The organism is Embleya sp. NPDC020886, from assembly GCF_044333915.1.
Taxonomy (GTDB): domain Bacteria; phylum Actinomycetota; class Actinomycetes; order Streptomycetales; family Streptomycetaceae; genus Embleya.
In genome coordinates this window covers 382,773-403,442 of record NZ_JBIRRX010000006.1, presented here as the reverse complement: position 1 = coordinate 403,442, position 20,670 = coordinate 382,773, and the positions used below count along the sequence as shown (strand labels likewise).

The 20,670-nt window shown below is 72.8% G+C and carries 18 protein-coding genes; 13 read left to right on the top strand and 5 right to left on the bottom strand.

Annotated elements, in window-relative coordinates; translation table 11 throughout:
• Positions 1-227: 227 nt before the first annotated feature.
• The 6 genes from ACH4U8_RS23695 to ACH4U8_RS23670 all read left to right on the top strand — a co-directional run bounded on the left by ACH4U8_RS23695 (position 228) and on the right by ACH4U8_RS23670 (position 7,010).
• Positions 228-1,790 carry a sodium:solute symporter gene (locus tag ACH4U8_RS23695; RefSeq protein WP_395779955.1) on the top strand — a complete coding sequence of 521 codons (1,563 nt, stop codon included), beginning with the start codon at positions 228-230 and terminating at the stop codon, positions 1,788-1,790.
• Entirely contained in the window at positions 1,787-2,392 is a 606-nt protein-coding gene (locus tag ACH4U8_RS23690; RefSeq protein WP_395779953.1) for a SigE family RNA polymerase sigma factor, read from the top strand. Before ACH4U8_RS23695 ends, ACH4U8_RS23690 begins: the two co-directional genes overlap by 4 nt.
• Complete coding sequence (locus ACH4U8_RS23685; protein WP_360315045.1) at positions 2,389-2,667, top strand: hypothetical protein; 279 nt, start codon at positions 2,389-2,391, stop codon at positions 2,665-2,667. Before ACH4U8_RS23690 ends, ACH4U8_RS23685 begins: the two co-directional genes overlap by 4 nt.
• Positions 2,668-3,047: 380 nt before the next feature.
• Positions 3,048-4,571 (top strand): discoidin domain-containing protein, encoded by a 1,524-nt coding sequence (locus tag ACH4U8_RS23680; RefSeq protein ID WP_395780093.1) that lies wholly within the window; start codon positions 3,048-3,050, stop codon positions 4,569-4,571.
• A 181-nt stretch (positions 4,572-4,752) separates the two neighbouring features.
• Positions 4,753-6,045, top strand: coding sequence for an MFS transporter (locus ACH4U8_RS23675; RefSeq protein ID WP_395779951.1), 1,293 nt, complete (start codon positions 4,753-4,755; stop codon positions 6,043-6,045).
• Complete coding sequence (locus tag ACH4U8_RS23670; protein WP_360315051.1) at positions 6,042-7,010, top strand: hypothetical protein; 969 nt, start codon at positions 6,042-6,044, stop codon at positions 7,008-7,010. The genes ACH4U8_RS23675 and ACH4U8_RS23670 overlap by 4 nt, the downstream gene beginning before the upstream one ends.
• 60 nt (positions 7,011-7,070) lie before the next feature.
• On the opposite strand, the gene ACH4U8_RS23665 is transcribed toward ACH4U8_RS23670, so the two are convergent.
• Complete coding sequence (locus ACH4U8_RS23665) at positions 7,071-7,766, bottom strand: class I SAM-dependent methyltransferase (protein ID WP_395779949.1); 696 nt, start codon at positions 7,764-7,766, stop codon at positions 7,071-7,073.
• A 44-nt stretch (positions 7,767-7,810) separates the two neighbouring features.
• Positions 7,811-8,845 (bottom strand): ArsR family transcriptional regulator, encoded by a 1,035-nt coding sequence (locus ACH4U8_RS23660; protein ID WP_360315053.1) that lies wholly within the window; start codon positions 8,843-8,845, stop codon positions 7,811-7,813.
• Between the two features lie 184 nt (positions 8,846-9,029).
• On the opposite strand from ACH4U8_RS23660, the gene ACH4U8_RS23655 reads away from it, so the two are divergent.
• Positions 9,030-10,310 carry an alpha/beta hydrolase gene (locus tag ACH4U8_RS23655; RefSeq protein WP_395779947.1) on the top strand — a complete coding sequence of 427 codons (1,281 nt, stop codon included), beginning with the start codon at positions 9,030-9,032 and terminating at the stop codon, positions 10,308-10,310.
• An 84-nt stretch (positions 10,311-10,394) separates the two neighbouring features.
• Here the strand turns inward: ACH4U8_RS23655 and glpK are convergent, their stop codons facing one another.
• Both glpK and ACH4U8_RS23645 read right to left on the bottom strand, forming a co-directional pair.
• The gene (gene glpK, locus ACH4U8_RS23650; protein ID WP_379992743.1) at positions 10,395-11,918 is read right to left on the bottom strand and encodes a glycerol kinase GlpK; all 1,524 of its coding nucleotides are present in this window, start codon (positions 11,916-11,918) and stop codon (positions 10,395-10,397) included.
• Between the two features lie 76 nt (positions 11,919-11,994).
• Positions 11,995-12,705 (bottom strand): MIP/aquaporin family protein, encoded by a 711-nt coding sequence (locus ACH4U8_RS23645; protein WP_360315059.1) that lies wholly within the window; start codon positions 12,703-12,705, stop codon positions 11,995-11,997.
• Between the two features lie 467 nt (positions 12,706-13,172).
• Between ACH4U8_RS23645 and ACH4U8_RS23640 the strand changes: the two genes are divergently transcribed.
• The 6 genes from ACH4U8_RS23640 (at position 13,173) to ACH4U8_RS23615 (ending at position 20,041) form a co-directional block, all read left to right on the top strand.
• Positions 13,173-13,940 carry an IclR family transcriptional regulator gene (locus ACH4U8_RS23640; RefSeq protein ID WP_395779945.1) on the top strand — a complete coding sequence of 256 codons (768 nt, stop codon included), beginning with the start codon at positions 13,173-13,175 and terminating at the stop codon, positions 13,938-13,940.
• 190 nt (positions 13,941-14,130) lie between these two features.
• Entirely contained in the window at positions 14,131-15,705 is a 1,575-nt protein-coding gene (locus ACH4U8_RS23635; RefSeq protein ID WP_360315063.1) for a glycerol-3-phosphate dehydrogenase/oxidase, read from the top strand.
• Positions 15,706-15,843: 138 nt separating this feature from the next.
• Positions 15,844-17,535 carry a sigma-70 family RNA polymerase sigma factor gene (locus ACH4U8_RS23630; protein ID WP_395779943.1) on the top strand — a complete coding sequence of 564 codons (1,692 nt, stop codon included), beginning with the start codon at positions 15,844-15,846 and terminating at the stop codon, positions 17,533-17,535.
• Positions 17,536-17,659: 124 nt separating this feature from the next.
• Positions 17,660-18,433: a CAP domain-containing protein gene (locus ACH4U8_RS23625; protein WP_395779941.1), complete on the top strand. Its 774-nt coding sequence runs from the start codon at positions 17,660-17,662 to the stop codon at positions 18,431-18,433.
• A 181-nt stretch (positions 18,434-18,614) separates the two neighbouring features.
• Positions 18,615-18,803, top strand: a complete 189-nt coding sequence (locus tag ACH4U8_RS23620; RefSeq protein WP_360315069.1) for a DUF1059 domain-containing protein — start codon at positions 18,615-18,617, stop codon at positions 18,801-18,803.
• Positions 18,804-18,988: 185 nt separating this feature from the next.
• The gene (locus ACH4U8_RS23615; protein WP_395779939.1) at positions 18,989-20,041 is read left to right on the top strand and encodes a PHP domain-containing protein; all 1,053 of its coding nucleotides are present in this window, start codon (positions 18,989-18,991) and stop codon (positions 20,039-20,041) included.
• A gap of 3 nt (positions 20,042-20,044) precedes the next feature.
• Here the strand turns inward: ACH4U8_RS23615 and ACH4U8_RS23610 are convergent, their stop codons facing one another.
• Positions 20,045-20,647: a DoxX family protein gene (locus ACH4U8_RS23610; protein ID WP_360315073.1), complete on the bottom strand. Its 603-nt coding sequence runs from the start codon at positions 20,645-20,647 to the stop codon at positions 20,045-20,047.
• Positions 20,648-20,670 lie beyond the last annotated feature (23 nt).

Genomic DNA, 20,670 nt, shown 5'->3' with positions numbered 1-20,670 from the left:
GAGTTGCCCGGGCTCGCGTTTTGGTTGACAGCCGATGTCCCGCGGTTTTCCGCGGGGTTGCCCGACCGGGACGACGGACGTTTTTCGGCCACGCGCGCGGGCCCGGACCGATGGGCCGGGCCGCTCGGCGGCAACCCCGCCGGAATCGGCCGGTCAGGGCCTAAGGTCGGTACGCTCGCGGCAACCCGTGCCCGAGTGCGCTCGCACGCCGATCCGGACGGTGACGGATGACCGACGGGGCCATGACCGCGGCCGTCCTGATCGTGGTCGGCGGTGCCTCGCTGCTGGCGGTGGCCGCGCCGCGGCTGCACCGCAGTCACGACCTGCCGTCGTTGGAGGACTGGGCGCTGGCCGGTCGTGGCCTGGGCGCGGTCTGGACCTGGTTGGTGCTCGGCGGCACGATCTTCACCGCGTATACCTTCACCGCGGTGCCGGGCCAGGTGTACGGCCGAGGCGCGTCGGCGTTCTTCGCGCTGCCGTACACGGTGGTCGTCTGCCCGATGGCCTTCGTGCTGCTCCCCCGGTTGTGGTCGGTGGCGCGCCGGCACGGCTATCTGACGGTGGGCGACTTCGTCCGGGGTCGCTATGGTTCGCCGGCGCTGGCCCTGGTGGTCGCGTTGACCGGGATCCTGGCCACGATGCCCTACCTGGCCCTTCAGGTGCTCGGCATCCGGGCCGTGCTCGCCGCCGCCGGGCTGCATCCGCGCGGTGCGCCCGGCGACGTGGGCATGGTCGTGTTGTTCGCCGGGCTCGCGATCGCCACATATCGGCACGGGTTGCGGGCGCCGACGGTGATCTCGGCGCTGAAGGCGGTGGCGATCTTCGGTTCCGCCGCGGTGGCGGTCGTGTTCGTGCTGCGCCGCTTCGGTGGCCCGGGGCCGATGTTCGAGGCTGCGGATCGGCGGCTCGCCGGGCGTGGGCCGGGTGATGCGTCGTTGGTGCTCGGCGCGCATCAGCAGGCCGGATTCGCCACGCTGGCGCTGGGTTCGGCGCTGGCGTTGTTGTTGTATCCGCACGTGCTGACCGCGGGGTTCGCCGCGGCCGGCCCCGACACGCTGCGCCGGGTGTCGATCGCGTTGCCCGCGTGGACCGCGGTACTGGCGATGTTCGGGGTGCTCGGCGTCGCGGCGTTGGCGGTGGACGTGGACACGCGCTCGGGCACCGCCGAGGCGGCCGTACCGCTGCTGGTGGACCGGCTGTTGCCGGCGTTTCCGGCCGGACTGGTGTTCGGCGCGATCATCGTCGGCGCGCTGGTGCCGGCGGCGGTGATGTCGATCGCCGCCGCGACCTCGTTCGTGCGTAACGTCTATGTCGAGTACTTCCATCCGACGGCCACTCCGAAGCGGCAGATGCGGGTCGCGCAACTGGTGTCGCTGACCGCGAAGGTGGGCGCGGTGGCGTTCGTCTTCGGGCTGCGCGACCAGGCCGCGATCAACCTGCAACTGCTGGGCGGAGTGTGGATCCTGCAGATCTTCCCGGCCGTGGTGATCGGGTTGTTCACTCGGCGGCTGCACCATCGGGCCCTGCTGGTGGGCTGGGCGGTGGGCATGCTGACCGGTACGGTCGCGGTCGTGCGGGAGGGCTTCGTCTCGCTGATCCGGGTCGAACTGGGAGGTCACGGCGTGCAGATGTACGCGGGGCTCGCCGCGCTGCTGCTCAACCTGGCGGTCACCCTGGCCCTGACCGAGGTGTTCGACCGGTTCGGTGCGACGCGCGGCCCGGACGACACGACCCTGCCGTCCCGGTCGACCGGCCGGGGCGTCGCGGGGAAGGAGGCGAACGGCTCGTGAAACGCCTGCGCCGCGACGCGCCGGCGCCCGCCGCGACGGACCCCGGGCCGGCCCCGGAGCAGCCCGAGCCGGGCCCGAATCGGGTGCCGCCGCAGTTCGCCGCGGGTGCGACCGAATCCGAGCGCGAGGCGCAGGTCGCGCGCCTGTTCGACCTGCACTATCCGTCCATGTTGCGGCTCGCCACGCTGCTCGGCGCGGACGATCCGGAGAACATCGTCGCCGAGGCGTACTACGAGATCTACCGCAAGTTCCGCAGGCTGCGCACGCCCGAGGCCGCCGCGGCCTATCTGCGGTCGGTGGTGTGCAATCTGGTCCGGATGCGAATACGCCATCTCCAGGTCGTCCGCCGGCATGTCGAGGAGCCCTTGGGCACGGTGGCCTCGGCCGAGACCTCGGCCCTGTTGCGCGACGACCAACAGGCGCTGATCCGCGCTTTGCGCGAGTTGCCGGCGCGCCAGCGCGAGGCGCTGGTGCTGCGCCATTGGCTGGGGCTGAAGGAGAAGGAGATCGCGTCGACCATGGGCATCTCGGTCGGCTCCGTCAAGACGCACACCGCGCGTGGGATCGCCGCTCTCACGCAGGCGATGGAGGTACGGCGATGAACAACCCTCCCGACACCGAGGCGACGAACAACCCTTCGGGCACCGAGCGGCAACTGCGCGAGGCACTCGAAACGTTGGCCGCCGGTGTGCACCCGGCCCCCGACGCGTACCGCACCGCGCACGGCGACTGGCAGCGCCGCGAGCGCCGCCGCCGGCTGATCCTGGCCACGCTGATCCTGCTGGTCTTCGCCGCGGCCACGGTGATCGGCGTCCTGGTCCTCAATCACGCGCCGGCCGATCCGGGCCCGACCTTCGAGCATCCGCCCGCTCCGTGACGCCCGCGCGGCGCGGGTCGAGACGGCCCGCCACCGCTGTGCGACGCCTCGAAGTCTTGTTAGTAAAGTTTCCTAACAAGTCTTGACGGCGCGCGCGGCGCCTTGGGATCGTCGGGGCCAACAACCGGGCCGGAGGCTCCTGTTGGGGCACCGCGGGCACCCGACCGCGGTGGTGTCCGAGCACGCGACGGCACCTCTCCGGCCCATTCGAGCGCACCATCCTGCCCGGCTCAGGCACGACGATCGGCTCCTCAACGCTGGAGGACGACGTGCACCTGTCCCTGCCCCCGCGCCCGACCCGCCGAAGTCCCTCGTTCCGCACCGCTCGGCGAGCCGTGTCCCGACTGCCCAGATTTCCCGCCGTTCTCGCCGTGATCGCCATGTTGGCCACGGTGTTGACCTTCGTCGAAACCGCCTCCGCCGCGGAGGTGTTGCTCTCCCGCGGCAAGCCCGCCACCGCCTCGTCCAGCGAGGACTCCACCCTCGGCCCGGCCAAGGCCGTGGACGGCAAGACCACCACCCGATGGGCCAGCACGGAAGGCGCCGGCGCCCAGTGGCTGAGCGTCGACCTCGGCTCCGACGTCTCCATCTCCCGGGTCAAGCTGACCTGGGAGGCCGCCTACGCCAAGGCGTACCGGATCGAGGTCTCGCCCGACGGCGCGTCCTGGACCAAGGTCTACAGCACCTCCGCCGGCGACGGCGGCACCGACGACCTCGGCGCACTGTCCACCCACGGTCGCCACGTGCGCGTGTACGCGACCACGCGAGCCACCGACTACGGCTACTCCCTCTGGGAGTTCGAGGTCTACGGCGCCGGCGGCCCGGACACCACCGCGCCCACCGCGCCGACCGCGTTGCGGGTGACCGGCACCACGCCCACCGGCGTCTCGCTGGGCTGGACCGCGTCCACCGACAACGTCGGGGTGACCGGCTACGACGTGCTGCGCGACGGCGTCACGGTCGGCACCAGCGCGGGCACCTCCTACACCGACACCGGCCTGAGCACCGGAGTCGGCTACACCTACACCGTCCGCGCCCGCGACGCGGCGGGCAACCTGTCCGCGCCGAGCGCGTCGGTGGTCGGCACCCCGCAGGCCGGCGGCTCCTCGTTCACCGTCGTCGCGGCGGGCGACATCTCCGACCCGGGCTGCACGTCGGCCCAGGAGTGCGGGGCCGAGCAGACCGCGCGCCGGGTCGAGGCGATCAACCCGGACGAGGTGATCACGCTCGGGGACAACCAGTACGACACCGGCAGCCTCTCCGACTACCGCAAGTACTACGACACCACGTGGGGTCGGTTCAAGGACAAGACCCGTCCCGCCCCCGGCAACCACGAGGCCGACGACAACCCGTCCGAGGCCGGCTACAAGGCCTACTTCGGCAACCGCGCAACACCCAACGGCACCACCTGGTACAGCTGGGACCGCGGCGGTTGGCACTTCATCGCGCTCGACTCCGAGCAGTCGATGTCGGCGACCTCGGCACAGATCCAATGGCTCAAGGCGGATCTGGCGAACAACGCGCAGGGCTGCGTGGCCGCCTACTGGCACAAGCCCCTGTACAGCTCCGGGCCGCAGGCCGACAAGGTGAGTCAGGCCGCGTGGCAGGTGCTCTACGACGCGCGCGCCGATCTGGTCCTCAACGGACACGACCACCTCTACGAGCGCTACGCGCCGCAGAATCCCAAGGCCAAGGCGGATCCCGCCGGCATCCGCGAGTTGCTCGTGGGCACCGGCGGCGCGGACCCGTACGACTTCGAGAGTCCGCAACCCAACAGCGAGAAGCGGGTCACCGGTTCGCCGGCCGTGCTCAAGCTGACCCTCTCCGCCGGCAGCTATTCCGGACAGCTCGTGCGCTACGACGGCAAGCAGCTCGACACCTTCGGGCCGGTCGGCTGCCACTGAGCCAACCGAACGTGCGGGCCGGCCGGCGACCTGTTCCCCGGCCGGTCCGCACCAGGCCCGACCACCGCCTCCCGTCCGGTGGTTGCCGGCCGTCGCACCGCGACACACCCCGTTTCCACCCCGTCCCGCTCCGACCCGACCCGAGTCCACCGTCCCCGGACGGATCGAGGGAGGACCGCCCGTGTACATCGCCGCCACCCGGCGCGCGGATCAGGCCGGTGGGATCGCCTCGGCCAAGGCACCGCGCAGATTCGCGCGCAACGTCCCGGCCAACGTGCTCGCGCTCGGCGCCGTCAGCCTGGTCACCGACATCTCCTCGGAGATGGTCACCGCGGTATTGCCCACCTACTTCGTGCTCACCCTGGGACTGAGCCCGCTGCAGTACGGGCTCCTGGACGGCACCTACTTCGGCATCACCGCCTTCGTGCGCCTGCTCGGCGGCCAGGTGGCCGACCGCACCCGTCGGCGCAAACTGGTCGCGGGCACCGGCTACGGGTTGTCCGCCGTATGCAAACTCGGCCTCCCGCTGGCCGGTTCCTCGATCACCGGGCTGGGTCTGGTGCTCGCGGCGGACCGCACCGGCAAAGGGCTGCGCACCGCGCCACGCGACGCGCTGATCACGCTCAGCACCCCCGCGCCCGACCTGGGTCGGGCGTTCGGCGTGCACCGCGCGATGGACACGGTCGGCGCGTTCCTGGGCCCGCTCGCCGCGTTCGCGGTGTTGTGGGCCACCCACGACGCGTACGACGCGGTGTTCGTGGTGAGCTTTTGCGTCGCCTCGTTCGCGGTGTTGCTGATGGCGCTGTACGTGCGCGACCACCACGAACCGGTCGGGCCGCGCCGCGAGTCGTCGCTGCGGGCCGCGTTCGCGCTGCTGCGGCTGCGCCCGTTCCGGCGCACCTGTATGGCCGCGACCATGCTCGGACTGCTCACCGTCGGCGACACCTTCGTGTACCTCGTGTTGCAACACGGCTTCGACATCCCGCTGCGCTACTTCCCGTTGCTGCCGCTGGGCACGGCCGGCGCGTATCTGCTGCTCGCGGTGCCGCTGGGTCGCCTCGCCGACCGGGTCGGTCGTTTCCGGGTCTTCCTGGGCGGCCATCTCGCGCTGCTCGCGGCCTACGCGGTGGCCGCCGCACCCGACGGCGACCGCACGCCGGGCTCGCTGCTGTTGTGGACGGTGTTGTCGGCCGTGCTCGTGCTCCAGGGCCTGTTCTACGCCGCCACCGACGGGGTGCTGATGGCCGCCGCCGGGCCGCTGTTGCCGGTCCACCTGCGCACCAGTGGCCTGGCCCTGCTCCAGACCGGTCAGGCCGGCGCCCGATTGTTCTCCTCGGTGCTCTTCGGCGCGGCCTGGACGTTGTGGGGTGCGGGCCCCGCGTTGCTCGTCATGGGCGTCGGGTTGGCCGCCGCCCTCGTCGTGGCCCGATGGCTGCTGCCGTCGCGGTCCCCACTGCCGGAGGTGACCGGATGAAGCGCGCCCTCGGCCTGCTGCTCGGCCTGCTCGTGCTGGTCGGGGTGGCGGTCGGCTACTCGACCTTCGCGGCCGGCCGCGAGGACGACGCACAGGTGCGGCGCCGGCCGCTGGACCTGGCCGCCGGCGGGCAGTTGGTGTTCGTGGACACCGCCCGCAAGGGCGGCCACCGCACCGTGGCCGCGACCGCGATGGACCCGGCCGGCGCCACCGGCCCGGCCCGCACCGACAGCGGACTGCGCTGCGAGCGCTTCGCCGTCGGCGCGGCCACCGGTGTCTGCCTGCAGACCCGCGGCGGCCCGCTGCCCGGTACCGACGCGCTGATCGTGGACCCGGCGATGAACGTGCGACGCCGGATCGAACTCGCGGGCACCCCGTCCCGGGCCCGGGTCTCGGCGAGCGGGCGCATGGTGTCCTGGACCGTCTTCGTCACCGGCGAGTCCTACAACAAGACCGGGTTCTCCACCTGGACCGGCATCCTGGACACCCGCACCGACTACACGCTGATCAACATCGAGGCCATCCCGCTGACCATCGACGGCAAGCGCTACCGATCCGCCGACGTCAACTACTGGGGCGTCACGTTCGCCGCCGACGACAACCGCTTCTACGCCACCGTGTCCACCAAGGGCCGCACCTACCTGGTCGAGGGCGACTACGCGAACTGGGAGGCGCACACGGTGCGGGAGAACCTGGAATGCCCGTCGTTGTCCCCGGACGGCACCCGGATCGCGTTCAAGAAGCGCTCCGGCGCCACCACCTGGCGACTGCACGTGCTGGACCTGGCGACCATGCGCGAGACCGCGCTGGCCGAGCGGGAGAGCATCGACGACCAGGCGGCCTGGCTGGACGACCACACCGTGATGTACGGCCGGGGCCGCGACGTCTACGCGACGCCCGCCGACGGATCGGGCACCCCACGCCTGCTCGTCGCGAAGGCGTCCTCGCCGACCGTGCTGCGCTGAGCACCCCCTCCCCCGAGGCCGCACCTCGCGCGCCGGGTCCGTACGCCGGGCCCGGCGCGCTCAGTGCACCGGCACCGCCCGGACCCAGGTGCCCGCCTCGTCCAGAAGATCCTCCACCGCGAGACCGGACCCGGCCAGGAGGTCGGCGAACCCCGCCTCGGTGAACACCCGGGACCGGAACTCGTGCACCCACCGCGCGTCGGGATACTCGTAGAGCATCCGCACCGCGCGCAACGTTTCGTCACCGTCGATCGGCTCGGAGCCGAGCATGTGCACCGCGCCGCCCGGGTATTCGCGCACCCGGGGCACGTTCTCGTGCCAGCCGGCACCCTCGCGTTGGATCAACACCACGCCGTCGTCCGCGACATGCGCCCGGCAGGTGTCCAACAGGGCCCGACACGCCTGTGCCTCGGCGGTGTTGACCAGGTAGGACGCCAACAGCACCACGTCGAACCGCTCGTCCAGCCGCAGTTCCTCGATGCCGGCGGCCACCGTGCGTGCCCCGCGCACCCGGGCGAGCATCTCGGGCGACTCGTCCACCGCCGTCACCGACCAGCCGCGCTCGACCAACGCGTGCGTCACCCGGCCGGCACCGCTGCCCAGTTCGAGCAGCGTGCGGGCGCCCGACCGGGCACCCAGGGCGATCGTCTCCGGCTCGTCCCCGACCGTCATGCGCTCGTACATCTGCACCGCACACCCGTCCGGGGTGAACGCCCCGGGCCCCTCGCCGTGATGTCCCTCGCGCATGCGTGTCATCGACTCGTCTCCCTTGGTCCGGCGACATCCGACCACCAGCGAAGTCAGCCGCGCCGAACCGCGTCAACTCCTTCGGCCAGGACCGAAAGCCGCCCCGATCCGCCGGGCCGGCCGGTGTGCCGACCGACCAGCAGGGCACCCAGGGTGGTGCGTTCGTGGCGCACCGACCGACCGGCCCGGGTGCTCGTGAGCAGTCCCGCGCCCCGCAGCGCGGCGGTGTGCGCGGAGACGGTCGCGTTGCCCACCCGGAGCCGGCGGGCGAGTTCGCCGGTGTTGTGCGCGCCGGTGCCGAGCAGTTGCAGGATGTCGAGCCTGGTCCGGCCGATCACGGCCGCCAGTGCCTCCTCGGTGCCGCCGGGCCCGGCGAGGGCGAGCGGCAGGCCCGGCCCCGCCGGATAGGTGACGACCACCGGCCGATCGGGCAGGTTCGACAACAGCGGGTGTGCGCTCCAGTGGAAGGTGGGCAGGAGCAGCAGACCGCGGCCGTGCAGCTCGATGTCCGCGTCGCCCGCACCCGCGAACTCCCAGACGTCCCCGTGCAGTCGGCTGCCCGGGACCAGTTCGGTCAACGTCGCGCCGAGGCCGTGTTCGGCCGTGGTCAGCGCGTGCCGGGTGAACTCCGCGTGATGCAGGTCCTGTACCAGGGACCACACCGGGCCCAGCACCGTCTCGAAGGCCGCGTGCTGGGCGCGGCGCACCGACCGCCAGGCGTCCGCGTCGCCGCGATGCAGGCTGCGGATCCACGGCGGCACGGGGGTCGGGTGTCCGGCGTAGACACGTTCGAGCTCCGCGCGCACCATCTCCGGCCGGGTGCTCCGGATCTCGTCCAGCCCCTCGGTCAGCGAGTCGGCGAACACGTCCAGGAACAGCGGCGGGCGCCCGCCGGGAACCAGGTCGGCCAGCGGATCGACGGCCGCCGGCAGTGCCCGCAGCAGTCGTTGCCGCCAACGCCCGAAGAGCAGTGGGTCGTCGGGGCGGACCATCCGCGACAGCGCGACGTTCAGCTCCTGGAGCGGGGCCGGTCTCGGAGCGAACCGGACCCGGGCGAAGTCGGCGGCGGTGAAGCGGATCCGGACCATTACTCCCCCTACGGCTGCGGCGCCGGCTTTTCGGCCCTGGCCACAACCTTCGCGGCTGCTCCCGGGCGCGTGCCAGCCTTCGGGACATGCCCCCGACATTGGCACGCAGGGGCGGTCGATACCACAAGGGTGCAGGTCGCGCGGCGGTGCCGCAGCCGGCCGCGGCACGACACGAGGAGGGTTTGTGAAACGCAAAGCGGAAGCGCGGACGACAGACCGAGTCGAGGGGATCGGGCGCCGCCGGCTCGTCGCCTCGGCCGTACCGGCCGCCGCGCTGCTCCTGGCGGGCGGCATCACCCGCGCCGCTCCCGCGTCCGCGCGACCGGTCGATCGGCGACCCGCGAGCGACGCCGTGTTGCGGCTCGTGCCGCCGACCGGTCCGCATGCGATCGGGACCACCACGCTGTATCTGGTGGATCGTTGCCGATCGGACCCCTGGGAGCCGATCCCGGTGCGCGAGGTGATGGTCACCGTGTTCTACCCGGCCCGCAGGGTGCGCGGATTCCCGATCGCCCCGCAGTTGCCCGCCCGGGCCGCGGCGGAATTCGCGACCGCGGCCCGGGCGACCCATCCCGAGTTGCCGGCGGCGGGCGTGGACTGGGCGGCCACCGCCGCGCACGCGCACGAGAACGCGCCCGCGCGGGCCGGCCGACGTCCGGTGTTGCTGTACAGCCCCGGCGGCGTCGACCCGCGCGGCATGGGTACCGGCATCGCCGAGGAGTTGGCGAGCCGGGGCTATGTCGTGGTGAGCATCGACCATCCGGGAGACGGCGCCGTGGTGGAGTTCCCGGTCGACCTGCCGGGCCGGGACGGCCGGGTGCGCTGGACGGTGCTCCGAGCCGACCCGCGCAGCGATCCCGGACTCTTCCGCACCCTGATCGACACCCGGATCGCGGACACCCGGTTCGTCCTGGAACAACTGGCGGTCCTGGCCTCGGGCGGCAACCCGGACCCGACCGCCCCCGCACTGCCCGACGGCCTGCATCGGGCGCTCGACCTGCGACGGGTGGGCGTCTGCGGCCACTCGGCGGGCGGCACGACCGCGGCCGAGACGATGCACGAGGACCGCCGCATCGCCGCCGCGATCAACCTGGAGGGATATCTGGACCACCCGCCGCCGGCGCCGGGCGAGGCGGGCGAGTTGTACCCGATCGCCCGCGAGGGCACCGGCCGGCCGCTGCTCCTGGTCGGCAGCGACGGCTTCGTGCATCGAGCGGACCTGGAACCCTCGTGGTCCGCGCTGCGCGCGCACTCGCGCGGGCCCATCCCTCGGCACCTGATCGAGCACGCCGCGCACCACGTGTTCACCGACCACGCCGTGCTCGCACCGCAACTTCAGGCCACCGGGCTGATGTCGGCGGCCGACCGGACCGCCCTGATCGGCACGATCGCACCGGCGGCATCGGTGCCCCTGGTCCGTCGGCTGGTACACACGTTCTTCGCCCGACACCTGCCCACGCGCTGACCACCGGGCACGGCTCCCGAACCACTCGGGCGGGCACCGAGAGCGTGCTCGGTGCCCGCACGACCGTCCCGATCGCGGCGCCGCTCAGACCCCGGGGACCGGATCGCCCTCCTCGACCCAGTCCATCGTGCGCGCCACCGCCTTGCGCCAGTTGCGGTAGCCCAGATCGCGGGTGGCGTCGTCCATCCGCGAGGTCCATTCCGCGGCGCGGTGCCAGTTCGCCCGCAGCGAGTCCAGGTCCGGCCAGTAGCCGACCGCGAGCCCGGCCGCGTACGCCGCGCCCAGCGCGGTGGTCTCGGCCACGAACGGGCGGGCCACCGGGGCGTCCAGCACGTCGGCGATGGTCTGCATGAGCAGGTTGTTGGCGGTCATCCCGCCGTCCACCTTGAGCGTGGCGAGCTTGACGCCGGAGTCGCGTTCCATCGCGTCCACCACTTCGCGGGTCTGCCAGGCGGTGGCCTCCAGCACGGCGCGCGCGATGTGCCCCTTGTTCACGTACGCGGTCAGACCCGCGATCACCCCGCGCGCGTCCGAGCGCCAGTACGGCGCGAACAGGCCGGAGAAGGCCGGCACGAAGTAGGCGCCACCGTTGTCCTCGACGGTCAGCGCGAGCGTCTCGATCTCGGCCGCGGTGCCGATCAGTCCCATCTGGTCGCGCATCCACTGCACCAGCGAACCGGTGACCGCGATCGAACCCTCCAGCGCGTAGACCGGCGCCTCCTTGCCGAGCCGGTAGCCGACCGTGCTGAGCAGGCCGTGGTGCGACTGCACGATCCGCGATCCGGTGTTGATCAGCAGGAAGCTGCCGGTGCCGTAGGTGCTCTTGGCCTCGCCCTCCTCGAAGCAGGTCTGCCCGAACAGCGCGGCCTGCTGGTCGCCCAGCGCCGAGGCGACCGGGACGCCCTCCAGGATGCCCCGGGCGGTGCCGTACACCTCCGAGGAGGAGCGGATCTCGGCCAGCACCGAACGCGGCACGTCCATCGCCCGCAGGATCCGGTCGTCCCAGTCCAGCGTCTCCAGGTTCATCAACATCGTGCGCGAGGCGTTGGTGACGTCGGTGACGTGCACCCCGCCGTCCGGGCCGCCGGTGAGGTTCCACACCACCCACGACTCCATCGTGCCGAACAGGATGTCGCCGCGGTCGGCCCGCTCGCGCAGCCCCTCGACGTTGTCCAGCAGCCAGCGGATCTTGGGCCCGGCGAAGTAACTGGCGAGCGGCAGCCCGGTCTCGACCCGGAACCGGTCCTGGCCGACGTTGCCGCCCAGTTCGCGACACAGCGCGTCGGTGCGGGTGTCCTGCCACACGAGCGCGTTGTGCACCGGCACCCCGGTATGGCGGTCCCACAACACGGTGGTCTCGCGCTGGTTGGTGATGCCCAGCGCGCGGATCTGCTCGCGGCGGATGCCCGCCTGGGCGAGCGCGCCGGCGACCACGGCCTGCACCACGCCCCAGATCTCGGCGGCGTCGTGCTCGACCCACCCCGGACGGGGGAAGATCTGCCGGTGCTCGCGCTGGTCGACGGCGACGATGCGCCCGTCCGCGCCGAAGATGATGCATCGGCTGGACGTGGTGCCCTGGTCGATCGCGGCGATGTAGGTGTCGGACATGGCTCCTCTTCCGAAGGATCCGAGGGAAAGGTCGGGGTCGGTGCGCACGCGGGGGGCGGGCGGCGCACGCGCGGACTCAGTATGCGAGCCGGTACAGCCCGCCGGCCGCCAGCCCGCCCAGGGTGGGACCGACCACGGGGACCCACGCGTAGGCCCAGTCCGAGCCGCCCTTCTTGGGAATGGGCAGCAGCGAGTGTGCCAGGCGCGGGCCGAGGTCGCGGACCGGGTTGATGGCGTAGCCGGTCGGACCGCCCAGGGACAGGCCGATGCCCACCACCAGGAGCGCGGTCATCAGGATGCCGGTGCCGGAGAGGGCGAGCCCGTCGGTCAGGCCCTGGGTCAGGATCACGATGACCAGCACGGTGGTGGCTATCGTCTCGGTGATCACGTTCTGCACCGGGTTGCGGATCTCCGGCGAGGTGGCGAACACGCCGAGCACCGGTTCGCCGTGCTCCTTGAACTGACCCAGGTAGGTGGCCCAGGCCAGCACCGCGCCGATCACCGCGCCGGTGAACTGCCCGGCGAGATACACCGGCACCTTGTCCCATTCCCCCGTCTTGACGGCGATGCCGAACGTCACGGCGGGATTGAGATGGGCGCCGGACAACGACACGCTCGCGTACGCCCCGGCCAGCACCGCGAAGCCCCAGCCGAAGGTGATCGCCAGCCAGCCCGCGTTCTGCGCCTTGGATCGGTTCAGGGTGACCGCCGCACACACGCCGACGCCCAGGAGCAGCAGGATGGCCGTACCCAGGGTCTCGCCGATGAAGATCTTGTCGCTCGTCACAACAACACGGCCCCTTCTTGACTGCACGTTCGCGACTGCACGTTCGTGCCTGCACGGGTGGGACGGCACCGGGTTCCGGCGCCGGACGGACGCACGGCGCGCCGGGATCGACGCGCCGTGCGGGGAAGCGGGAATCCGCGCCGCGTCGGGGCGGCGCGCAGGGACCGCCGCTGCGGTGCCGCGCAGTGGGTACGCCGGGCGGATCCGATCGCGTTCGGATCGGAATCGTCCGGGCCCGGTCCATTCGATGACTCTGACTGGCATTCGACATTGACGACCGCTGTCCGGCAGTGTTCTCCGCGGGTTGCGCCGCCGTCAAGAGTCCGTGAACATCTCGTTCCCGACCCCGCCCGTGAGCGCCGGGCCCGACGGGCGGACGGTGGACCCGACCGGCATGTGTACGACCGCTGTTCTACATTGCCAACCCGATCTTCATTGCCAACCTGATCTTCGATGGAGGAGTGGGTATGCCCGGTCCCATCCAGTCGCTCGAACGCGCAGCGGCGATCCTGCGGCTGCTCGCCGGCGGCGAACGGCGCTTCGGCCTGAGCGAGGTGGCCACCACCCTGGGTCTGGCCAAGGGCACCGCGCACGGCATCCTGCGCACGCTGCACCAGGAGGGGTTCGTCGAGCAGGACGCCAAGAGCGGCAAGTACCAGCTCGGCGCCGAGTTGCTCCGGCTGAGCAGCTCCTACCTGGACGTGCACGAGTTGCGCGCCCGGGCCCTGGTCTGGGCCGACGATCTGGCCCGGGCCAGTGGCGAGAGCGTGCGCATCGGCGTGCTGCACAAGGGCGGCGTGCTGGTCGTCCATCACGTCTTCCGGCCCGACGACAGCCGCCAGGTGCTGGAGATCGGCGCGATGTTGCCGCTGCACTCCACCGCCTGGGGCAAGGTGCTGCTCGCGGTCGACCCGGCCGCGCGCGCCGAGTTGGACGAGCGCGACCCGGTCGCCTTCACCGCCCGCACGCTGACCGACCCGGCCGCCATCGACGCGGAGAGCGTGACGGTGCGCGAACGCGGCTGGGCGTGCGACAACGAGGAGTCGGTCCTGGGCCTGGCGGCCATCGCCGCACCGATCCGCGACCGGCGCGGCACGCCGCTGGGCGCGGTGGGCATCAGCGGCGCGGTCGAGCGGATCATCGCCGACGGCGCACCGCGTCCCACGCTGGTGGCCTCGGTGCGCGACGCGGCACGCGCCATCTCGCGCGACCTGGGTGCCACCTTTCCGTACTGAGATCTGCCATATCGACCTATTTCGGACGCCGCGCCGCGCTTCGCCGTCCGGCGCGGACCGGGGCACTTGACCGCTGCCCGACCGGCAATGAAAACTGTCGTTCGTCGTTCGACAATGCCGACCACGTAGATTCGGATCGGGACTCCGTCCCACCGCTTCGCGGCCCGGCCCAGTGGAAAGAAGACGCGTGATGAGCACCGCCACGGATCCGACCGTTCCCGCTCGTGCCCACAGCCGCGCCGAACTCTCGCGCGGCACCCACGACCTGCTCGTCATCGGTGGCGGCATCCTCGGCACGGCGGTGGCCTGGACCGCGGCCCAGACCGGGTTGCGGGTGGCCATGGTCGACGCGGGCGACTTCGCCGGCGCCACCTCGTCCGCGTCCTCCAAGCTCGTCCACGGCGGCCTGCGCTACCTGCAGACCGGCAACCTCAAGCTGGTCGCGGAGAACCACCGCGAACGCCGCACGCTGGCCCGCGACGTGGCCCCGCACCTGGTGCGACCGTTGTCCTTCCTGGTGCCGGTCTACAAGGACGGCCCGCACGGCTCGGCCAAGCTCGGCGCCGGCGTGTTCCTGTACTCGGCGCTGTCCGCGTTCGGCGACGGCATGGGCAAGGTGATCGGCCCCGAGAACGCGCTCGAACTCGTCCCGGCCCTGCGCAAGGAGGGCCTGCGCCGCGCCGCGGTGTACGGCGACCACCAGATGAACGACAGCCGCGTCGCGGTGACCACCGTGCGGGCCGCGGTCGAGGCCGGCGCGGTGGTGCTCAACCACGCCGAGGTGGTCGGCCTGCGCAAGGACCCCGGCGGCCGGGTCACCGGCGCCGAACTGCGCGACCGGCTCGACGGCACCGAGTTCGGCGTGCACGCGCGGGTCGTGCTGAACGCGACCGGCCCGTGGGTGGACCACCTGCGCCGGATGGAGGACCCGACCGCCGAGCCGAGCATCCGGCTGTCCAAGGGTGTGCACCTGGTGCTGCGCCAACAGCAGCCGTGGCGGGCCGCGTTGACCATCCCGATCGACAAGTACCGGGTGTCCTTCGCGATTCCGTGGGAGGAGCACCTGCTGCTCGGCACCACCGACGAGGCCTACGAGGGCGACCCGGGCAAGGTCTCCCCCACCGAGGCCGACATCGCCCAGATCCTGGACGAGGCGGGCAGCGCGGTGGACCCGGCCCAGTTGCGCCGCGAGGACATCACCTACGCGTTCGCGGGCCTGCGGGTCCTGCCCGGCGGCGCGGGCGCCACGAGCGAGGCCAAGCGGGAGACCGTGGTCACCGAGGGGCGCGGCGGCATGTTGTCGGTGGCGGGCGGCAAGTGGACCACCTACCGGCACATCGGCCGGACCGTGCTGGACAAGCTGGCCAAGGCCGGCGTCGTGGCCCTGGAGCAGGACATGGCGACCCCGCTGCGCCGGGTGGCACTGCCGGGCTCGGCGAACCCCGAGGCGGTGGCCCACCGGCTGCTCGGCGAGGCCACCCCCGAGGACGGCGTGGACCCGGTGGTGGCCCGCCACCTGGCGTCGCACTACGGCAACCTCGCCTACGACCTGGCCGCGCTGGTGCGGGGCGACCGCGAACTCGGCGAGCGCATCCACCCGGACGGGCCGGACATCTGGGCCCAGGTGGCCTACGCGCGCGACCACGAGTGGGCGATGACGGTGGACGACGTGCTGCGCCGCCGGACCACGGTGACCATTCGTGGGCTGGACACCCCCGAGGTGCGCTCCCGGGTCGAGAAGCTGCTGGCGACCCGGCCGAACTGAGCGACGGCCGGCGGCGCCGGGTCGGTACGTTCGGAACTCGTTCGGCGATTTCCGTTATCCGCGCCGCCCCGGACGCTCTCCCGAGTGGCGGATGCCCGGGAGTGGGCCCGGCACGCCGGTCGAGGAGAGTGGACGTACGTGGACAACGAGCCCAACACCGCCCTGGTCGTCGCGGCCCAGGGTGGTGATCTGCGTGCCCGGGACCGACTCGTGGCCGACTGGTTGCCGCTGGTCTACAACATCGTCGGCCGGGCGCTGAACGGGCACGCGGACGTCGACGACGTGGTGCAGGAGACCATGCTGTGCGCGGTGTCCGGCCTCGGCGACCTGCGCGATCCGGAGCGCTTCCGGTCCTGGTTGGTGGCCATCGCGGTCAATCAGGTGCGCCGTCGGCACGCCCGCCGGGCGACCACGACCCCGCTCGACGAGATCGCCGAATACCCGGACCCGGCGGCCGACTTCGCCGACCTGACCATCCTGCGGCTGGGCCTGTCCGGACAGCGCCGCGACGTCGCGGAGGCGACCCGCTGGCTGGACCCGGACACCCGCGAACTGCTCGCCCTGTGGTGGCTGGAGGCGGCGGGCACTCTGACCCGGGCCGAACTCGCCGCGGCCCTGGACCTGCCCGCGGCCCACGTGGCGGTCCGGGTCCAGCGCATGAAGGAGCAGTTGGAGGCGGCCCGGGTGGTGGTCCGCGCCCTCGCCGCCGACCCGCGCTGTGCGCAGGCCGGCGCGCTGCTCGCGGCCTGGGACGGGCAGCCGACGCCGCTGTGGCGCAAACGCATCGCCCGCCACGCCCGCGGGTGTGGCGCGTGCGGCGCGCACCGGTACGACCTGGCCCCGGTCGAGGGCCTGCTCGCGGGCCTGGCCCTGCTGCCGCCCACCGCCGTCCTGCTGCACCTGCTCGCCCGGGGCCCATGGTCGGCGACCGGCGCGACGGCCCCCCTCGCCGCCCCGGGCCCGGCCACCCACCCGGGCTCGCTCGCCCACGCGAGCCCACCCACCGACCCGAGCGCGCTCACCCACCCGGGCCCACCCACCGACCCGAGCGCGGCCACCCAGGCAGGTCCACCCACCCATCCTGGCCCGCCCGGCGCCACCGGCCCGGCCGCCCCGTCGCCCGGGACGCACGCGGCCCCGCCGGGCCACGCCGCGCCGCGCCCGAGTCGCCGCCCGCGCGGGCTCGCGCTCGGCGCCGCGGCAATCGGCCTGCTCGTCCTTGCCGCTGTCGTCATCGTCGACCGCCCCCACCACGCCCCGCCGACCCGAAGCACGCCCGCCGCCCACCCGCCGGGCGCCGACGCCGCTCCGACGCCCACCACCGCGCCCACCACCGACCTGCGGCCCGCCACCGCGCCGAGCGCCACGCGGCCGGCCACGCCGACACCCACGACCGAGCCCGTCGGCACCCGCACGACCGCCTCCGCCTCCACCGACCCTCGGCCCCGGCTCGAACGTGCCGTGGTCGACCTGGTCAACGCGGCCCGCGCCGAGCACGGTTGTGCTCCGGTCCGGGTGGACGACCGGCTGCGCGGCGCCGCCCGCAAACACTCCGACGACATGCTCGCCCGCCGGTTCTACGACCACGTGACCCCGGACGGGGTGCGCCCCGACGCCCGGATCACCGCCGCCGGCTACCGGTGGCGGCAGTGGGGCGAGAACCTCGATCGGGGTCGGTCGGACGCCGCGTCGGTGGTCGCACAGTGGCTGGCCAGTCCGATCCACCGGGGCAACATCCTCGATTGCGGCTTCACCGACATCGGCGTCGGCGCCGCGGTCGGCCCGGGCGGCACGACCTGGTGGACCCAGATCTTCGCGACACCGGCCTGACCCGCCCCGCCCGCCCGGAACTCGATTCGGTATTTGTGTTATCCACCCGCGCCCCGCGGCTCTCCCAGGTGTCCCCGGCGTTCGTGCCGGGCGAGTAGCCGTACCTTTCGAGGAGTTGCGCATCGTGCAGTACCGACACCACCGGCTGTACCGACACCACCGGGCCGTGTCCACCACCCTCGCCGCGACACTGGCCGCGTTCGTACTGGCCGGCTGCGGCTCGCCCGCCGAGCGGCACGACGGCGCGGCCCGGCCGGCGGCTCCGACCGACACCGCGGCCACGGCCCCCACGTCGGCGGCGCCCACCTCGCCCGCCCCCGGGCAGCCGGCCGGCAGCACCGGCACCGCGCCCGCGACGCGCACGCCGACCCCGACCGGCAGCCCCAGCCGCGTCGGGACGAACGGCAAGGCCGCCCCGGCGACCAGGAGCACCCGACCCACCACTCCCTCGGCGGCGGACGGGCCGCCCGGGGCCAACCCCACCGTGCGCGGCAACCGGCCCGCGTCCCAGTCGAGTGCCGACGCCGAGGCGATGTCCCTGGAACTGCTCAACGCCGAACGCGCGAAGGTCGGCCTCCGGCCGCTCCGGGCGAGCACCGACCTGAGCGACTTCGCCCGCAAGTGGGCCGAACACATGCGTCGTACCGGCTTCGCCCACTCCGGCCCCGAGGCGGACGTCCTGGTCACCGGCGCCCGCACCGGCGTGGCCGAGAACATCGTGTGGTGGGGCGACCCGGCCATGACCGCCCGGCAGGCGGCCGAGAAGTTCCAGGACATGTGGCGACACAGCCCGGGCCACTACCGCAACCAGACCGACCCGACCCACACCGAGGCGGGCATCGGCATCTACCGCGACGAAACCGGCTGGTGGGGCGTGCACGAGTTCGCCAACGGCTAGCACCGGCCGGCGGCCCGGTCACCGCTGCGACCCGCGTCATCACGGGTCGCAGCGGCGGGGCCGGGCCACTCACCCGAGCCCGAAAATAGCCACAAAACGGACTAAACTATGACCATGGTCTCGCGCTGTCGTGCCCGGGACCGTGCCCCTCGGGGACGAGAGCCCAGTCCGGGAGGACGTCATGCGCAAGATCGTCGATTGCCGGGACATGCCCAGTGAGTCCGGGTGCACGCTCACCATCGCCGGCTCCGAGGACGAAGTCCTCGTGGCCGCCACCCAGCATGCCCAGACCGTGCACGGGCACACCGACTCGCCCGAACTGCGCGAGGAGATCCGCAAGGGCATGAAGGACGAGGAACCCGGTCGCTAGCCGTATTCACCCGCATCCCGAATTCACCCGCACCCGGGACACGCACCCGGTCGACGCCGGCTCGTGTTCCGCACCGCAACTCCCACGGGAACTCGCGCACCGGCTCCCGCGCCGACTCCCGCGGATGAACGCCGATCGGCCCGTTCGCGCGGTTTACCCTCGCCCGGCGCGGCCACAGTCCCCCCATGGCTCCCCGACCCTCGCCCGCCTCCCAGCCCGGCCCCGCCCCCGACCCCGTGACCGCACTGGATCGCATCGCGTTCCTGCTCGAACGCGACCAGGCGCCGACGTACCGGGTCAAGGCGTTCCGGACCGCGGCCGCGGTGGTGGCCGGACTGACGCCCGACGAATTGCGCCGCCGGGTCGAGCAGCGCACGCTCGGCGAGCTGAAGGGCATCGGCCCCAAGACGGCGGACGTCATCGAGCAGGCCCAGGCCGGCCGGCTGCCGGGTTACCTCGCCGACCTGGAATCCCGCCCCTCGCCGGTACCCACCGACGGCGCGGCGCTGCTGGCCGCGCAGCGCGGCGACTGCCACATGCATTCCGACTGGTCCGACGGCGGCAGCCCGATCGACGTGATGGCCCGCACCGCACGGGACCTGGGGCACGAGTGGGTCGTCCTGACCGACCATTCGCCGCGGTTGACCGTGGCTCGCGGTCTGACCGCCGAGCGGCTGCGCGCGCAGTTGCGCGTGGTGGCCGAACTCGCCGCCGAACTGGCCCCGTTCCGACTGTTGACCGGCATCGAATGCGACATCCTCGACGACGGCTCGCTGGACCAGGACCCGGATCTGCTCGCCCGCCTGGACGTGGTGGTCGCCTCGGTGCACTCCAAGCTGCGGATGGAGGAGCCGGCGATGACCCGCCGTCTGTTGACCGCGGTGCGCAATCCGCGGGTCGACGTGCTGGGCCACTGCACCGGTCGACTGATCGGGGGCAAGCAGCGCCCGGAGTCCACGTTCGACGCCGACGCGGTGTTCGCCGCATGTGCCGAGTCGCACACCGCCGTGGAGATCAACTGCCGCCCCGAGCGCCGGGATCCACCGTCCCGGCTGCTGCGCCGGGCGCTGGCCGCCGGGGTCTGCTTCTCGATCGACACCGACGCACACGCGCCCGGCCAACTCGACTGGCAGGGCCACGGTTGCGCCCGGGCCACCGCATGCGAGGTGCCGGCGGACCGGGTGATCACCACGTGGCCCGTCGAGCGCCTGCTCGCCTGGGCCGGCGCCGGCCGCTGAGCCCTACTCGGCCGGTGTGTCCGTCTCGTCCTGGGCGGCGGCCCGGCGGCGGCCGATCACCGCGGCGGCCGCGGCGGCGCTGCCGGTGAACGCGATGCCGACCACCCACGGGCGGTCCAGCACGTGGCAGGTCAGGTGGTCCACCGAGAACCGCCCGGGGCCGGCGAGACCGAGCCCGGCCGCGACGAAGCCGAGGAACGCCGGATACTCGAAGCCGCCCGATTGCGCGAAGAAGCCGGCCGGCGCGTGTACCGCGACCGCACCCGCCATCGCGCCGGCCGCCGCCGCGCCCGCCGCGGGAGTGGCCAGGCCGAGCGCGAGGAGCACCCCGCCGCCCGCCTCGCCGAGACCGGCCGCGATCGCACTCTGCCGACCGGGCCGAAAGCCCATGTGTTCCATCGCCGAGCCGGTACCGGCCAGGCCGTGGCCGCCGAACCAGCCGAACAACTTCTGCGCGCCGTGTGCGAACAACACGCCGCCGGTGCCCAGGCGCAGCGCGAGCAGACCCACGTCCTTGCGCACGGACAGCCGGGCGCGGGTCGAGAAGGGATGGTGGATCGACACGGGGTTGTGCACGGACAGCGGCGCACGAAACGACAGACACATGAGGGACTCTTTCCTGTCTCGGA

What these genes read in the sequence shown, in the direction of transcription:
- ACH4U8_RS23695 (WP_395779955.1), top strand. Translation starts at nt 228, where the DNA reads ATGACCGACGGGGCCATGACCGCGGCCGTCCTGATCGTGGTCGGCGGT.
- ACH4U8_RS23685 (WP_360315045.1), top strand. Translation starts at nt 2,389, where the DNA reads ATGAACAACCCTCCCGACACCGAGGCGACGAACAACCCTTCGGGCACC.
- ACH4U8_RS23680 (WP_395780093.1), top strand. Translation starts at nt 3,048, where the DNA reads ATGTTGGCCACGGTGTTGACCTTCGTCGAAACCGCCTCCGCCGCGGAG.
- ACH4U8_RS23670 (WP_360315051.1), top strand. Translation starts at nt 6,042, where the DNA reads ATGAAGCGCGCCCTCGGCCTGCTGCTCGGCCTGCTCGTGCTGGTCGGG.
- ACH4U8_RS23665 (WP_395779949.1), bottom strand. Translation starts at nt 7,766, where the DNA reads ATGACACGCATGCGCGAGGGACATCACGGCGAGGGGCCCGGGGCGTTC.
- ACH4U8_RS23660 (WP_360315053.1), bottom strand. Translation starts at nt 8,845, where the DNA reads ATGGTCCGGATCCGCTTCACCGCCGCCGACTTCGCCCGGGTCCGGTTC.
- glpK (WP_379992743.1), bottom strand. Translation starts at nt 11,918, where the DNA reads ATGTCCGACACCTACATCGCCGCGATCGACCAGGGCACCACGTCCAGC.
- ACH4U8_RS23640 (WP_395779945.1), top strand. Translation starts at nt 13,173, where the DNA reads ATGCCCGGTCCCATCCAGTCGCTCGAACGCGCAGCGGCGATCCTGCGG.
- ACH4U8_RS23635 (WP_360315063.1), top strand. Translation starts at nt 14,131, where the DNA reads ATGAGCACCGCCACGGATCCGACCGTTCCCGCTCGTGCCCACAGCCGC.
- ACH4U8_RS23620 (WP_360315069.1), top strand. Translation starts at nt 18,615, where the DNA reads ATGCGCAAGATCGTCGATTGCCGGGACATGCCCAGTGAGTCCGGGTGC.
- ACH4U8_RS23615 (WP_395779939.1), top strand. Translation starts at nt 18,989, where the DNA reads ATGGCTCCCCGACCCTCGCCCGCCTCCCAGCCCGGCCCCGCCCCCGAC.
- ACH4U8_RS23610 (WP_360315073.1), bottom strand. Translation starts at nt 20,647, where the DNA reads ATGTGTCTGTCGTTTCGTGCGCCGCTGTCCGTGCACAACCCCGTGTCG.